Genomic DNA, 13,641 nt, shown 5'->3' with positions numbered 1-13,641 from the left:
CCCCGCGCCATCCGCCGCGGCGAGCGGTTCCGGGGCGGCGCGAAGCGCCCGGGTGCGGAGGGGCGCGAGTGCTATCGTCGCGCGCATGCCCGAACTGACCATGCCCACGGACCGACTTCGGGCCTCATGGCTCACGGCGCGTGACGAGTGGGCGCCGGGTTCCCACCAGGACGGGAGCGGCCTGGGTCTCGCTTCCGGGGCCGACCTCGACAATCCCGAGGACTTCTCGGCATGGGTCGGGCGACTGCGACAGCAGTCGGACAGGTCGGTCGCTCCGGAAGAGGGGCGCGTCCACGCAACCCACTGGTGGATCGTCGAGGGCGACGACTACCTGGGAGCCATCGATCTGCGGCACGGCCTGAACGACTTCCTGCTCGATGCCGGCGGACACATCGGCTACAGCATCCGCCCCTCCGCCCGGAGGCGCGGCCTGGCCACGTGGGCCCTCGGGGCGGTTCTTCCGGAGGCGCGTGCGCTGGGGCTGGAGCGGGTCCTCGTCACCTGCGACGACGACAACGTCGGCTCCGCCCGCAGCATCGAGCGCAACGGCGGTGTCCTGGAGGACGTCCGCACCACCGGGGCAGGCGTCAAGCGCCGCTACTGGATCGCTCTGTAGGGGAGAGGCGCGGCCGTGCCGGTCGCGGCTCCCGTACGCGCGAAGGCGGCTCCGGAGGAATCCCCGGAGCCGCCTTCGCGCTTCCCGCCCGCCCGGGGCGGTCGTTCCCCTCGCCTCCTTCCCCGTCCTCCGTGCTCGGGCGGGCACTTTCGCCCAGCGGCCGGGACTGCCCCTAGGCGGACTTCCTCAGAGTCCTCCCGGTGACCGCCACCCCCGCCAGGACCGCCGCGGCCAGGGTGCCGATGACCGCCGCGGCGACGACTGCGCCGTTCAGGTGCAGGCCGACGTCGGACGAAGTGGCCTGGGCGAGACCGGAGGCCATTCCCGCCAGCGGGGGCAGCGTCACCAGGACACCGAGGCCGGCCCCGACGACCACCAGCAGGGCGGTCTCGCCGGCGGCCAGTCGGACGAGCTGGCGGACGGTGCCACCGGCGGACTTCATCACCGCGTAGTCGCGGCGGCGGCCGTGGGCCGCCATGGCCATGCTGTTGGCGACGGCGATCACGCTGTAGCCGACGGCGATGACGATGAGCATGGCGGCCAGCCTGTCGGTGAGCCTGGCGTCGGTGTCGTAGTCGTCGAGGGCGTACCGCATGGCGTCGTGCAGGGCGGTGCCAGGGATCTCGGCGGAGGCCCTGCTGCCCGCCGGGACGAAGATGTCGTCGGTGAGCGCGGCCGGGTCGTGGGCCCGGACCAGGTCACGGGCGACCACGAAGTCGCCGCGGGCCGGGTCGTCGGGCAGGACCGCGCCGACCCGCAGGGTGACGACCATGCCGTCGGCGAACCGGACCGGGACGCTCCGGCCCTGCTCCAGGCCCAGGTCGGAGGCGGTGCGCCGGCCGAGGACGGCCTCGCCCGGCTTGTTCCACCGGGCGTCACGGGTGCCGAGCACGTCCAGGACGGTCCGCTTCTCGCCGACGAAGGCGCGGGTCGGCACGGAGGCCTTGCCGACCGGGTTGGCGGCGACGACCTCGTCGGTGTTGCCGGGGGTGCCGTCGGGGGTGACGATCGTCTGCCCGGCGATCCTGAGGGCCTCGCCCGCCGGGTAGGCCACCCGCATCGTCTCCACCGCCCCGCTGAGCAGGACCGCGAAGCCGACCGCGGCGATCACGGGGGCCACCAGGGAGGCTGCGCGGCGGGGTTCGGCGGTGAGCTCGGAGCGGATCAGGACGGCGGCGGCCGAGCCGCGCTTTTGGAAGGGGGCGGTCAGGCAGCGGCCGACGGGGCCGACGAGGGCGGGCGCCAGCAGGGCGGCCGCGACGATGAGCGCCATGGTCGCGAAGAGCGCCATGCCGACGCGGTCGTCGGCATCGGTGGTGGCGGTGGCGGCGGCGAGGACGGCACCCAGGCCGAGCACGGACAGTCCGGTGATCCAACGTCCCCGCCCCATACCGCTGTTGGCGGGACGGCTGTCGAGCAGGGCCTCGATCGGGGCGACCTTCGCGGCCTTGCGACCGGCCGCCCAGGCACCGATGACGCTGACGCCGATGCCGACCGCGGAGGCGGTGAGCAGCGGCCAGGCGGACACGGTGACCTCCATGCCCGGCGGGGTGACGTCCAGTCCCTTGAGGATGTCGCGCAGCAGCGGGGCGGCGGCGACGCCGGCCAGGCAGCCGACGACCGAACCGAGCAGGCCGACCACGGCGGCCTCGCCGAGGATCATGCGGCGGATCTGGCCGGGCGCGGCGCCGATGGTGCGCAGCAGGCCGATCTCCCGGCGGCGCATGCCGGTCGACAGGACCAGCATGGAGGCGACGACGAAGACCGTGGTGAACAGGCCGAGGGCGGCCATGGCACCGATGAGCTGCACGCCGAGGCTGCGCCTGTGCTCGACGTACAGGGGCTGGAGCTCGGAGCGGGCATCGCCGGAAAGGACGTCGCCCCTGTCGCCGAGCACCTGCCGCGCGCCGGAGGCGATCGCGGCGGCGGACGCCCCCTCGTCCGCGATCAGCGCGAGGGCACCCACGCCGGGCTGCTGCCCGGCGGCGAACGCCTCGCTGAAGTAGTAGCCGGGACCGTCGACGGTGCCGACGACGGTGAACCGCTTGCGGCCCGCGGTGATGTTGACGGTGAGTTCGCCGCCCGCCGCGACGCCCAGGGCGCGGTCGACCACGACCTCGTCGTTCCCGTTCGGGGCCCGGCCGGAGACGAGCCGGTAGGGCGCCATCCGGGCGCTGCCCCAGCCGTGTCCCGCCTCCGCGGCGCCCTCGTCGGCGACGGGTTCGCCGTCCCGGACGGCCTGGGCGTAGAAGGAGCGGTCCACCACGACGGCGGCGACCCCGGGGACCGCGCCGAGCTCGGCCCGGATCGGGGCGGCCTCGGCCCGGCTCCACGGCATCCGGTCCTCGGGGCTGCCCTCCGCGTCGAGGGCCTGCTCGGGCAGGGCGATGGCGGCGGCACCCGTGTAGCGGTCCTGGACGGTGGGGCGGGAGGAGTCGTGGATGACCAGGGTGGTGGTGATGAGGGCCACGCCGACCAGGACGGCGAGGAAGGCCCCGAGGAAGCCGGACCAGCGTTCGCGCACGTTCGCGATGATCAGCATCATGCCTCCAGCCGGGTCATGCGAGCGGCGATCTCGGCGGCGTCGTTGCTCCGCGGGTCCCTGTCCAGCGTGATCCGGTCGGCGATCCGGCCGTCCTTGATGAAGACGACGACGTCGGCCACGGAGGCCGCCACCGGGTCGTGGGTGACCATCAGCGTGGTCTGGCCCTCCCGGTCGACCAGCATCCGCATCATCCGCAGCACCTCGCGGGAGGTGGTGGTGTCCAGGGCGCCGGTGGGCTCGTCCGCGAAGAGGACGTCGGGGCGGGTGACCAGGGCGCGGGCGAGGGCCACGCGCTGCTGCTGACCGCCGGAGAGCCGGCTGGGCCGGTGGTTCGCGCGCTCGGTCAGACCGACCGAGGCGAGCGCGTCGGCGACCTGCCCGGGTTCGACCCTGCGGCCGGCGAACCGGGAGGGCAGTTCCACGTTCTGGGCCGCGGTGAGGGACTCGACGAGGTTGAAGGCCTGGAAGACGAAGCCGATGTGCTTGCGGCGCAGCTCGGTGCGCTGCCTCTCGTTCTGTTCGCCGATGTCGATGCCCGCGAGAACGATCCGCCCGTCGGTCGGCCGCTCCAGCCCGGCCGCGCACTGCAGCAGGGTGGACTTCCCGGAGCCGGAGGGGCCCATGATCGCGGTGAAGGTGCCGCGGGGGAAGCCGATGGAGACGCTGTCCAGTGCGGTCACCGCGTGGTCGCCGGTGCCGTGGATCTTTCGCACGCCGTGGAGTTCGACCGCGTCCTGCACGAAGGTTCGGCTCGTTGTCGTCATGCGTCGATCTCACCGTGCGGGGGTGGGGCGGGACACTGATCCGCCCTCTACTTCCGGGGTAGTGCTCGCACTACCCCGGTCGCCCGAACTGCCGGGCTACGGTGGCCGCATGCGTCCCACGACGGCCTGGCAGGCCATGGCCCAGCGCCCCATGAGCTTCCTGACGTCGAGCTGGCCCTGGAGGTCCCTGGCCTATCTGGGCAGCGGTGTCCTGTTCGGCACGGCGGCGATGGTGATCGTCGCCGCCGGTCTGGTGGTGGGGGTCGCGCTGCTGGTGGTGCTGATCGGGATCGCCCCCCTGGTGGGTCTGGTGCTGGCCTCCACGGTGGTGGCCGCGGTGGAGCGCCAGCGGCTGCGGCTGGTGGACCTCGACCGGCTGCCGGACCCGCACCGGCGCCCGCACGCCCCCGGTGCCAGGGCGTGGGTGGCCACCCGGCTCAAGGAGCAGGTGACCTGGCGGGAGTTGTTGTTCACCCTGCTCTCGGCGGCCGCGCTGTGGTGGCTGGACCTGATGGTGCTGGGCTTCTGCTTCGGGCTGCCGGCCGCCTTCCTCGGTTCGCTGGACGGCGAGACCTGGCCCTGGGCGATCTTCAGCGCGGTCGTGCTGCTGGCCTCGCCGTACACGGTGACCTCGTGGGCGGGGGCGCGCGCCGCGATGGCGCGTACCTTCCTGGCCCCGCGCGACCGGGAGCTCGGGGAGGAACTGCGCGAGGTGCGCGCCTCGCAGGTCCGTCTGCTGGACTCCTTCGACGCGGAGCGGGTACGGATCGAACGCGACCTGCACGACGGGGCGCAACAGCGGCTGGTGTCCCTGGGAATGACCCTGGGGATGCTGCGTCTGGACACCCCGCCGGATTCCCCGCAGTCCGAGCTGCTCACTCAGGCGGAGACCCAACTCTCCGCCGCACACCAGGAGTTGCGGGCACTGATCCGGGGGCTCAATCCGCCGGTGCTGGCCGATCACGGGCTCGTCGCGGCGATCGAGGACTACGCCGCCCGGTTCCCGATCCCGGTCACGGTGGACCTCCGGCTGCCCGAGAGGCTGCCCAGGAAGGTGGAGACGACCATGTACTACCTCCTCAACGAGGCGATGACGAACATCGCCAGACACAGTGGGGCCACGAAGGCGGAGGTGCGCGGTCGGTACCATGCCGATCTGCTGATCTTCGACGTCATGGACGACGGCCGCGGCGGCGTTGACCCGGAAGCGGGCAGCGGCGTGACCGGCCTGGCCGACCGGGTCGAGGCGCTCGACGGCCGGATGCGGGTGTCGAGTCCGGTCGGCGGTCCCACCCTGTTGCATGTGGAGGTTCCGTGTCGCTACGCCTGATCGTGGCAGAGGACGCCGTGTTGTTGCGCGAGGGCCTGGTCGGGCTGTTGCAGCGGGTCGGGCACGAGGTGGTGGCGGCGGTCGGTGACGCCGGCGCCCTGGTCGCGGCGGCGCGTTCCGAGCGGCCCGACCTGATCGTCACCGACGTACGGATGCCCCCGACACTGAGCGACGACGGGCTGAAGGCGGCCGTGCAACTCCGGGAGGAGTTCCCCGGGTTGCCGGTCCTCGTACTCAGTCAGTACGTGGAACGCTCGTACGCGCTGGGCCTGCTGGACTCCGGCGGCGGGGCCGGGGTCGGCTATCTGCTCAAGGAGCGGGTGGCCGCGGTGACCGACTTCATGGCCGCCATCGACCGGATCGCCGTCGGCGGGACGGTGGTGGACCCGGAGGTGATCCAGCAGCTCGTACGGTTGCGAAAGGACCCCCTGGAACGGCTGAGCCCCCGGGAACGCGAGGTGCTCGGCCTGATCGCCCAGGGCCGTACCAACTCCTCCGTCGCCGCCGAGCTGTTCATCAGCGACGCCGCCGTGAACAAGCACATCGGCAACATCTTCGCCAAGCTGGACCTGCCGGTGGCCACCGAGGGGCACCGGCGGGTGCTGGCGGTGCTCGCCTTCCTGCGGGCCTGACAGGGGCCCTTCGTGAGCGGAACCCGGCCCGGCGCGGCGCAGGACATCCCGGCCGCGGCCCGGCCGGGGAAGAGCCTTGAGTCTCCAGTGGGTGGAGACGGCGGAGTCGGGGCCATGGACGCCACGACCCTCCACTCGATCGGGGAGCTCTCCCGGCGGACCGGACTGCCCGTGAGGACGATCCGGTTCTACTCCGATTCGGGGGTGGTGGCTCCGACCACCAGAAGTCCCGCCGGCTACCGGCTCTACGACCATGACGCACTGCTCCGTCTGGAACTCCTGCGCACCCTGCGCGAGCTGGGCATGGACCTGGCCGTGATTCGCCGGGTGCTGGACCGGGAGCTCTCGGTGGCGGAAGTCGCCGCAGCGCACGCGGACGCCCTGGACGTCCAGATCCAGGTGCTGCAACTGCGCCGGAGCGTTCTGCGGGTCGCGGCCGGACGCGGGTCCGACCCCGAGGAGACCACACTCATGCACAGGCTCACACGGTTGTCCGGCGACGAACGCCGACGCATGATCGACGAGTTCGTGACGGGCACCTTCGGCGCGGCGGACGCCGAACCGGCCGCAGCGGCCATGGTCCGCGCCGCCGCTCCCGACCTCCCCCGCGACCCGTCCGGCGAGCAGGTCGCCGCATGGGTGGAACTCGTCGGGCTGATGGGCGACGAGGACTTCCGGGCCCGGATGCGCCGGACGGCCGTGCACCGGGCCGGCGGGCACGTGCTCGACATCGAGAGCAGGGCCGGCGAGGAACTGATGGAGCTCACCCGTCAGAAGGCGGCCGAGGCCATGAAGTCGGGCATCGACCCACTCGGCGACCGGGCCGCGTCCGTCGTCGACGACCTCGTGCACCGCTTCGCGGAGGTGTTCGAGCGCACCCCCGACGCGGAGTTCCGGGACTGGATGGCCCAGAGCTTCGAAGAAGCGCACGATCCCGGGGTGGACCGGTACTGGCGGCTGGTCTGGATCGTCAACGGCTGGCAGGTGGTACCGGACCTGATCCCGGTGTACCCCTGGCTCGTCCGGGCCCTGCGCGCTACGGGGACGGGCGGCCGGGGGGAGCCCGGGAGCCCGGCGAACGGATAATCGGTTGCCCGGTGGCGGCGGCCGGTGCACGATCCGGGCGGGCCGCGACCGCACCGTCCAGGGGAGACACCACCCGATGAACACGCCACCGTCGCCATCACTGCCGTCGTCGCCGTCGCCACTGCCGCCGTCCGGGGCGGAGGGCACGGACGGGGCGCCCGTCCGGCTGGGCGTTCTCGCCCCGCTGACCCGGCCCGGCTGGGTCGAGGCGGGCCGGCAACTGCTCGCGGGGTTCGAGCTGGCCGTCCGCGAGGTCAATGACGCGGGCGGGATCGACGGCCGGCCGCTGGAGCCGGTGGTCCGGGACACCGCGGCCGATCCCGGGCGGGCCGCGGCGGCCGTGGACGAACTGGCCGCGCTGGGCGTGGTCGCCGTGGCGGGCGAGTACCACAGCGTCGTCGCCCGCGCCGCCGCCGCACGGGCCGACGCCCTCGGCGTACCGTTCCTCTGCTCGTCCGCGGTGCTCGACGCGCTCACCGAGGAGCCGACGGACCGGGTCGCGCGCCTGGCCCCGGCGCAGTCCCACGGCTGGCGGATCTACGGGGACTTCCTCCTCGGCGCGGGCCGGAGCCGGATCGCCGTGGCGGCCCAGCCGAGCGTCTACTGGGCGTCCGGGGCCCGCATCCTGCGGGACCACCTCGCCCCGCACGGCGGCACCGTCGTCGAACTCGATGCTGGTGCGCTCACTCCCGGGGCCCTGTGCGACGCGCTCGCCGACTCCGGTGCGACGGCGCTCCTCCTGCTGGTCGGCCATCCGGAACCGGCGGCGCCGATCGTCCGGGCGGTCCGGGCCGACCGGCGGCTCGCGGGGATCCTGATCGGTGCCCCGGCCGGGCAGCCGGAGTTCGCCGGATGGGCCGCGGAGCTCGGCGGGGACGGTGCGGGGATCCCGTTCCTGCGCTACCTGCCCGAGCGCCCCGGCCCGCTCGGCGAACGCGTCGGGAAGGAACTGCGCGAGCGGCTGGGCGCCCCGCCCTCCTTCGTCGCGTTCGAGGGCTGGGACACGGTCGCCGTCCTCGCCGAGGTGCTGCGCTCGTACGGTACGGACCGGGCGGCCGTCGCCGGGGCGTGGCCGCGGGTGACGGTCGAGGGCACCCGGGGGCCGATCCGGTTCTCCCGCACGCCGGGCATCGGCGTTCTGCAGTGGGCCTGGGCACCGGTCCAGGTCGTCGACCGGGACCCGGCGGACCCCGATCGCTTCCGGGTCCTCCACACGGGCTGAGCGGGTCCTCCGTGCCGGCTGAGCGGGGTCGTCCGTCGGCCGTGGCCGGTCGGCTACGCCTTGATCCCGGCGGCGACCGGGCGGTGGTCGCTGCCGGTGGAGGGGAGGGTCCAGGCGTCGGTGGGGGTGACGCCCCGGGTGAGGATGTGGTCGATGCGGGTGAGGGGGAAGGCCGCGGGCCAGCTGAACCCGAAGCCGGTGCCGCCGCTGCCCTCGACCGACGTCAGCCGGGAGGTCAGCGGTTCGAGCCTGCGGTCGGTGGTGGCGCCGTTGAGGTCGCCCAGCAGGAGCACCTTCTTCTGCCGTTCCTCGTCGAGGGCCTCGACGAGGGCACCGAGGGTCTCGTCGCGCCGACCCGTGGTGAAGCCGGACGCGCCGACGCGGACCGAGGGCAGGTGGACCACGTAGACGGCGAGGGGGCCCTTCGGCCCCTGGACCAGGGCGCGCAGGGAGCGGCTCCAGCCGGGATCGATGGTGATGCGCCGGGACTCGGCGATGGGGTAGCGGCTCCACAGGGCGACGGTGCCGATGTGCACGGAGTGGGGGAGCCGCCGGTCCAGCGACTTCCGGTAGGCGGGCAGGTCCTCGTCGGTGATCTCCTCCAGGGCCACCAGGTCGGGGTCGGAGGCCAGCAGCGTACGGACGGTCGCGGTGGGGTCGGGGTTGTCGGCGTTGACGTTGTGGGTGACCACGGTCAGGTTCGGCCCGCCGTTCCCGTCGCTCCCGTCGAGGAACAGGGACGCGAACAGGGCGGACCACACGGCGCCGAGCAGGAGCGCGGCGACGACGGCCGGGACCGACCGGCGGATCAGGGCGGCCAGGAGCAGCGCCGGTACGGCCAGGCCGGTCCAGGGCAGCACGGTTTCGAGCAGACTGCCCAGGTTGCCCGGTGTGTTGGGCACGAGCGAGTGGCAGACCAGCACGAGCCCCGTGACCACCGCGACGACGCCCAGGAGCCGGTCCCCGCGCCGCTTCGGGAAGTACCGGGCGGGGCCGGTGGGCGAGGACATGGCGGTGCCCGGCCCGGTGGGTCCGGGGGCGACGAGGTCCGGTCCGGCGGGGCCCGACGGCCCGGCGGGATCGGGGGCGATGGGCTCCGGGGCGATGAGTCCGGGGGCGACGGGCTCGGGATCGATGGGCTCGGGGAGGGTGATGGACTCGGGGTCGACGGGCTCGGAGGGGTCGGAGAAACCGCCTCCGATGTACACGTCCGGGTAGGGGTCCTCGCGCAGATCGGCCATGGCATGTCCTTCGGAAGGGAGCGGCACCGGCTCATGGACCGGCTCACGGGTCGGCTCGCAGGCCGGCTCATGGACCGGCTCGCGGACCGGTCGCATCGCCGGTCAGCCGGCCGCGTCGGTCAGTGGTGTCGGGCAGGTGCCGCCCGGTGCGGTGAGCAGCTCGAAGTGCCACATCTCGTTGTTGTAGACCTGGCACAGGCCGTAGGCGGAGCCCTTGCGGATGAGCCAGTCGTCGGCGTCGGTGGGGCCGATGTCGACCGCCTTCCCGGACACGTGGGTCGAGTTCTCCGGGGTCTTCACGAACCGCCTCGCCTTTTCGAGGCTCCCGTACTTCTCGACGCCCTCGTCCAGCAGGCGCTGCTGATGCTCCTTGGAGCGCCAGCCCGAGGTGACCCGGAACTCGATGCCGTCGTCGCGGGCGTCCCGGGCCGCCTTCTGCACGGCCTTCAGCAGGCGCTCGTCCAGCCGGCCGACGGCCGGGTGGCGGGTGTCGAAGGGGGTGAGCTCGCGGCCGTCCGGACGACCGCCCCCGCTGTCCGCGCCGTCGGTGTCCTCCGGGGCGGCGTCCGCGGACGCCCCGCCGCCGTCCGGCCCGCGGTCCGCCGTCGCGGCGGCCCGTGCGGCCGGTTCGCTCCGGGTGGGCGTGCCCCAGATCGCCGTCAGCACCAGCACCAGCACCGCGGTCGAGCCGGCCCAGACCGCGGTCCGGCCGGGGAAGCGGCGCGCGGCCGGGACGGGGCGGTTCGCGGTGGGGTCGTCGTGCATGGTCTCCTCCGGACGTCTGGGCGGGGCGACGGATGCCGCCGACCGATGCCCCGAGTGAACGCCGGGCCGTGTTGTCGGGCCGTTTCGATTTCCCGATACGTTTTCGATAACCCCGTACCGTTTGGATGTCCCCGTACCGTTTCTGCGGGGAGAAGTACGGACGGCCGACGACCGGCCGGGCGAGGCACGGAGCAGGAGAGACCGGATGCGGGTGCTGATTGTCGAGGACGAGCCGTACCTCGCCGAGGCGGTGCAGGCGGGGCTGCGGCTCGAAGCCATCGCCTCCGACATCGCCGGGGACGGGGACACCGCCCTGGAACGCCTCGACGTGAACGAGTACGACGTCGTCGTGCTCGACCGCGACATCCCCGGCACGCACGGCGACGACGTGTGCCGGATCATCGTGGAACGGCGCCTCGGCTGCCGGGTGCTCATGCTGACCGCGGCGGGCCTGATCAACGAGAAGGTCGCCGGGTTCGAGCTGGGCGCCGACGACTACCTGACGAAGCCCTTCGACCTGAAGGAACTCGTCGTACGCCTCCGCTCGCTGGCCCGTCGGCCCAAGGACGGCACGCCCCCCGTCGTCGAGCACGCCGGGATCCGGCTGGACCCGTTCCGGCGCGAGGTCTTCCGGGACGGGAAGTACGTGGCGCTCACCAGGAAGCAGTTCGCCGTCCTGGAGGTCCTCATGACCGCGCGGGGCGGGGTCGTCAGCGCGGAGACGCTGCTGGAGCGGGCCTGGGACGAGAACGCCGACCCGTTCACCAACGCGGTCCGCATCACCATGTCCACGCTCCGCAAACGGCTCGGCGAACCGTCGCCCATCCACACCGTGCCCGGCGTCGGATACCGCCTCGGCGGAACGGCCACCGCGGGGCGACCCGGGACCGCCGGGCGGCACGGTTCGGCCGACGGGTCGCACGGGTCGACGGGGCGCGAGCGATGAGGGGCGGGGCCGTGCTCCACCACGACGGCGGCACCGGGACGGCCGGGAGCCCGGCGGCGTCCGGACGGCCGCGGCGGCTGACCGCCCGGATGAAGCTCACCCTCACCTACGCCCTGTTCGTCTTCGCCTCCGGGGTGTTCAGCCTGGTCCTGGTCTACCTGGCGATGCGCTTCGTGCCCAACTACCCGCTGGGCGACGTGAATCCGCAGGCCGAGGCCGTGGCCACCCGCCCGGACATCCTCCAGGCCCTGGTCAAGGCGTCCGGTGCCGCCCTGCTGTTCCTCGCACTGATCGGGCTCGGCGCGGGCTGGCTCATTGCGGGCCGCGTACTGCGCCCGCTCCAGGACATCACCCGAGCGGCCCGCCGGGCCGCCGACGGCTCCCTGGACCACCGCGTCGGACTCACCGGCCCGCGCGACGAGTTCACCGAACTCTCCGACACCTTCGACGACATGCTCGCCCGCCTCCAGCGGTCCTTCGACGCCCAGCAGCGGTTCGCCGCCAACGCCTCGCACGAACTGCGCACCCCCCTCGCCGTCAGCCGCACCATGCTCGACGTGGCCGTCGCCGACCCCGACGGACAGGACTACCGGCGACTGGTCTCCCGGCTCCGCGAGACCAACCAGCGCGGCATCGACATCACCGACGCCCTGCTCCAGCTCTCCGCCCTCGACCACACCCCGCCCGCCATGGAGGAACGGCTCGACCTCGCCGACACCGTACGGGGCGCCGTCGGGACCGTCCGCGAGGAGGCCGGGACGCGGGGCATCGACCTCTCCGCCGACATCCACCCGGCCCCGGTCACCGGCAACGCCGTACTGCTGCGCCAACTCGCCCTGAACCTGCTCCACAACGCCGTACGGCACAACCTGCCCGCGGACGGATCGCTCGCCCTGGCCACCGGCCCCGACCCGGTGCGCCCCGGCCGCGCCCTCCTGACCGTCACCAACACCGGGCCGCTGCTGCCCGACACCGTCGACCACCTCACCGAGCCGTTCCTGCGCGGCGGCGGGCGGCTGGCCGAGAAGGACCCCACCCGCCGCGGCCACGGCCTCGGCCTGGCGATCGTCTCCAGCATCGTCCGCGCGCACCACGGTGAACTGACCCTGACCCCCAACCCCGGCGGAGGGCTCACCGTCCGGGTGTCGCTGCCCGGCCCCGAACGGGGCGGAACACACCCGTCGCGATGAGCGCGGGACGGACGGCTTGACCTCAAGTGCGCTTGGGGAAGGAGGCTTCCGTCATGGACATCGAAGAGATGCGGCGACAGCTGCGAGCCCTTACCGACCGTGCCGAGATCACCGACCTGCTGGACCGTTACCTGCGTTCCCTGGACGCGGGGGTCTTCGACGAGGAGTGGGCGCGCGCGTTCCACACCGAGGACGTCACCGCGGAGATGCCCATCGGCACCGTGCACGGCCGCGACGCCCTGCTGTCCCACATCCGGCGGGGAATGGCGCTGTTCGACCGGACCGTGCACCTGGGCACCAACACCGTCATCGAGATCGACGGCGACCGGGCCACCGCCCGCGGCGCCCAGCTGAGCACCCACGTCCTGGCGGACGGACCGGGCGGACTCTTCGTCTCCGCCGGCCACACCGACAACGAACTGGTCCGCACGGCCGACGGCTGGCGGATCTCCGCCTCGGCCCTGCGGGTGGTGTGGACCCGCGGCACCCCGCCCCGCCTGCCGGAAGACTTCGCCCTGGCGGCCCCGGCGGCCTGACACGGCCCGAGCGCCGTCCCGCGCCACCGGCCGAGTCGGCCCGAGCCCTACTCCAGACATCTTGGTGGCAAGGTTCGTGAGCTGCGCTTCATCATGGACGGCAGTGCGGTGCGCATCACCTACTGGCTCGCTCCCGAGAGACGGATCGTGCTGCTGACCGTGTTCCGGAAGACCAAGCAACGCGAGACTGCCGAGGTCGAGCGTGCTCAGCAGGCGCAGAAGGTCTGCGAGGGCGACCACGGCCCGGCCGAGCACGTCTACGACCGGAGCGAGGAGGAACAGCAGTGAACCACTCCCGGTGGAAGACACGACAGACCAGGAAACTTCTGGGAGGGGCGGTCGAGGAGTCGTCCGCCTACGTCGAGGCCGGGTATGCCTTCGCGCTGGGGCAGGCCGTGTACGACCGGCGGACCGGGCTCGGGCTGTCGCAGACCGAGCTGGCCCGTCGTGCGGGGATGACGCAACCGCAGATCTCCCACATCGAGGGCGGTGATTCCGTTCCGACCCTGGCCCTTCTGACCCGTCTGGCCAAGGCGTTGGACGCTTCGCTCACCATCGATCTGGATGGTGACACCTCGGCGTTCACCTTCACCGCGCACGGAGGTGGGGGGCCCGACGGGCTCCCGGCGAGCGGGAGCTCCTCCGCGGCCTGACACGGCCGGCCCGTCCGCTTCGGGGGCGGGCGCCGGGGGCGGTCCGGGAGGCGTCCCGGGGAACGGGCGGGGTCGTCCCGGAGCGGTCGCCGGAGGTGTACCGGAGCGGGGCGGG

At 73.3% G+C, this 13,641-nt stretch carries 13 protein-coding genes and 1 pseudogene; 10 read left to right on the top strand and 4 right to left on the bottom strand.

What is annotated here, in order from left to right; translation table 11 throughout:
* The first annotated feature begins 85 nt into the window (after positions 1-85).
* Positions 86-616, top strand: coding sequence for a GNAT family N-acetyltransferase (locus ABZZ04_RS07530; RefSeq protein WP_356931238.1), 531 nt, complete (start codon positions 86-88; stop codon positions 614-616).
* A gap of 172 nt (positions 617-788) precedes the next feature.
* On the opposite strand, the gene ABZZ04_RS07525 is transcribed toward ABZZ04_RS07530, so the two are convergent.
* Together ABZZ04_RS07525 and ABZZ04_RS07520 are read right to left on the bottom strand one after the other, a co-directional pair.
* Positions 789-3,161, bottom strand: coding sequence for an ABC transporter permease (locus tag ABZZ04_RS07525; RefSeq protein WP_356931237.1), 2,373 nt, complete (start codon positions 3,159-3,161; stop codon positions 789-791).
* Complete coding sequence (locus ABZZ04_RS07520) at positions 3,158-3,925, bottom strand: ABC transporter ATP-binding protein (RefSeq protein WP_356931236.1); 768 nt, start codon at positions 3,923-3,925, stop codon at positions 3,158-3,160. The genes ABZZ04_RS07525 and ABZZ04_RS07520 overlap by 4 nt, the downstream gene beginning before the upstream one ends.
* 109 nt (positions 3,926-4,034) lie before the next feature.
* On the opposite strand from ABZZ04_RS07520, the gene ABZZ04_RS07515 reads away from it, so the two are divergent.
* From ABZZ04_RS07515 to ABZZ04_RS07500, 4 genes are all read left to right on the top strand, one after another.
* A complete protein-coding gene (locus ABZZ04_RS07515; protein WP_356931235.1) occupies positions 4,035-5,255 on the top strand; it encodes a sensor histidine kinase in 1,221 nt (406 codons plus the stop codon).
* Positions 5,240-5,887, top strand: a complete 648-nt coding sequence (locus ABZZ04_RS07510) for a response regulator transcription factor (protein ID WP_356931234.1) — start codon at positions 5,240-5,242, stop codon at positions 5,885-5,887. The genes ABZZ04_RS07515 and ABZZ04_RS07510 overlap by 16 nt, the downstream gene beginning before the upstream one ends.
* A 114-nt stretch (positions 5,888-6,001) precedes the next feature.
* Positions 6,002-6,973, top strand: coding sequence for a MerR family transcriptional regulator (locus tag ABZZ04_RS07505; RefSeq protein WP_356931233.1), 972 nt, complete (start codon positions 6,002-6,004; stop codon positions 6,971-6,973).
* Positions 6,974-7,049: 76 nt separating this feature from the next.
* Positions 7,050-8,195, top strand: a complete 1,146-nt coding sequence (locus tag ABZZ04_RS07500) for an ABC transporter substrate-binding protein (RefSeq protein WP_356931232.1) — start codon at positions 7,050-7,052, stop codon at positions 8,193-8,195.
* A 53-nt stretch (positions 8,196-8,248) separates the two neighbouring features.
* On the opposite strand, the gene ABZZ04_RS07495 is transcribed toward ABZZ04_RS07500, so the two are convergent.
* Together ABZZ04_RS07495 and ABZZ04_RS07490 are read right to left on the bottom strand one after the other, a co-directional pair.
* Positions 8,249-9,436 carry an endonuclease/exonuclease/phosphatase family protein gene (locus ABZZ04_RS07495; protein ID WP_356931231.1) on the bottom strand — a complete coding sequence of 396 codons (1,188 nt, stop codon included), beginning with the start codon at positions 9,434-9,436 and terminating at the stop codon, positions 8,249-8,251.
* Positions 9,437-9,538: 102 nt separating this feature from the next.
* On the bottom strand, positions 9,539-10,201 hold the full coding sequence (locus ABZZ04_RS07490; protein ID WP_356931230.1) for a M15 family metallopeptidase: 663 nt from the start codon (positions 10,199-10,201) through the stop codon (positions 9,539-9,541).
* Between the two features lie 205 nt (positions 10,202-10,406).
* Here ABZZ04_RS07490 and ABZZ04_RS07485 point away from each other — a divergent pair, with 205 nt between their 5' ends.
* The 5 genes and pseudogenes from ABZZ04_RS07485 to ABZZ04_RS07465 all read left to right on the top strand — a co-directional run bounded on the left by ABZZ04_RS07485 (position 10,407) and on the right by ABZZ04_RS07465 (position 13,526).
* On the top strand, positions 10,407-11,147 hold the full coding sequence (locus ABZZ04_RS07485) for a response regulator transcription factor (RefSeq protein ID WP_356931229.1): 741 nt from the start codon (positions 10,407-10,409) through the stop codon (positions 11,145-11,147).
* An 11-nt stretch (positions 11,148-11,158) separates the two neighbouring features.
* A complete protein-coding gene (locus ABZZ04_RS07480; RefSeq protein WP_356931228.1) occupies positions 11,159-12,337 on the top strand; it encodes a HAMP domain-containing sensor histidine kinase in 1,179 nt (392 codons plus the stop codon).
* Positions 12,338-12,390: 53 nt separating this feature from the next.
* Positions 12,391-12,873: a nuclear transport factor 2 family protein gene (locus ABZZ04_RS07475; protein WP_356931227.1), complete on the top strand. Its 483-nt coding sequence runs from the start codon at positions 12,391-12,393 to the stop codon at positions 12,871-12,873.
* Between the two features lie 36 nt (positions 12,874-12,909).
* Positions 12,910-13,161: pseudogene (locus ABZZ04_RS07470) on the top strand (type II toxin-antitoxin system RelE/ParE family toxin); the annotation flags it as partial.
* The gene (locus ABZZ04_RS07465; protein WP_356931226.1) at positions 13,158-13,526 is read left to right on the top strand and encodes a helix-turn-helix transcriptional regulator; all 369 of its coding nucleotides are present in this window, start codon (positions 13,158-13,160) and stop codon (positions 13,524-13,526) included. The pseudogene ABZZ04_RS07470 and the gene ABZZ04_RS07465, both read left to right, overlap by 4 nt.
* Positions 13,527-13,641 lie beyond the last annotated feature (115 nt).

It is taken from the genome of Streptomyces sp. NPDC006435, from assembly GCF_040612315.1.
Lineage (GTDB): Bacteria > Actinomycetota > Actinomycetes > Streptomycetales > Streptomycetaceae > Streptomyces.
This window is presented reverse-complemented; position numbering and strand designations above follow the sequence as displayed.

Coding starts and splice junctions, on each gene's coding strand:
- ABZZ04_RS07485 (WP_356931229.1), top strand. CDS start 10,407: ATGCGGGTGCTGATTGTCGAGGACGAGCCGTACCTCGCCGAGGCGGTG.
- ABZZ04_RS07490 (WP_356931230.1), bottom strand. CDS start 10,201: ATGCACGACGACCCCACCGCGAACCGCCCCGTCCCGGCCGCGCGCCGC.
- ABZZ04_RS07515 (WP_356931235.1), top strand. CDS start 4,035: ATGCGTCCCACGACGGCCTGGCAGGCCATGGCCCAGCGCCCCATGAGC.
- ABZZ04_RS07505 (WP_356931233.1), top strand. CDS start 6,002: ATGGACGCCACGACCCTCCACTCGATCGGGGAGCTCTCCCGGCGGACC.
- ABZZ04_RS07530 (WP_356931238.1), top strand. CDS start 86: ATGCCCGAACTGACCATGCCCACGGACCGACTTCGGGCCTCATGGCTC.
- ABZZ04_RS07495 (WP_356931231.1), bottom strand. CDS start 9,436: ATGGCCGATCTGCGCGAGGACCCCTACCCGGACGTGTACATCGGAGGC.
- ABZZ04_RS07525 (WP_356931237.1), bottom strand. CDS start 3,161: ATGATGCTGATCATCGCGAACGTGCGCGAACGCTGGTCCGGCTTCCTC.
- ABZZ04_RS07475 (WP_356931227.1), top strand. CDS start 12,391: ATGGACATCGAAGAGATGCGGCGACAGCTGCGAGCCCTTACCGACCGT.
- ABZZ04_RS07520 (WP_356931236.1), bottom strand. CDS start 3,925: ATGACGACAACGAGCCGAACCTTCGTGCAGGACGCGGTCGAACTCCAC.
- ABZZ04_RS07500 (WP_356931232.1), top strand. CDS start 7,050: ATGAACACGCCACCGTCGCCATCACTGCCGTCGTCGCCGTCGCCACTG.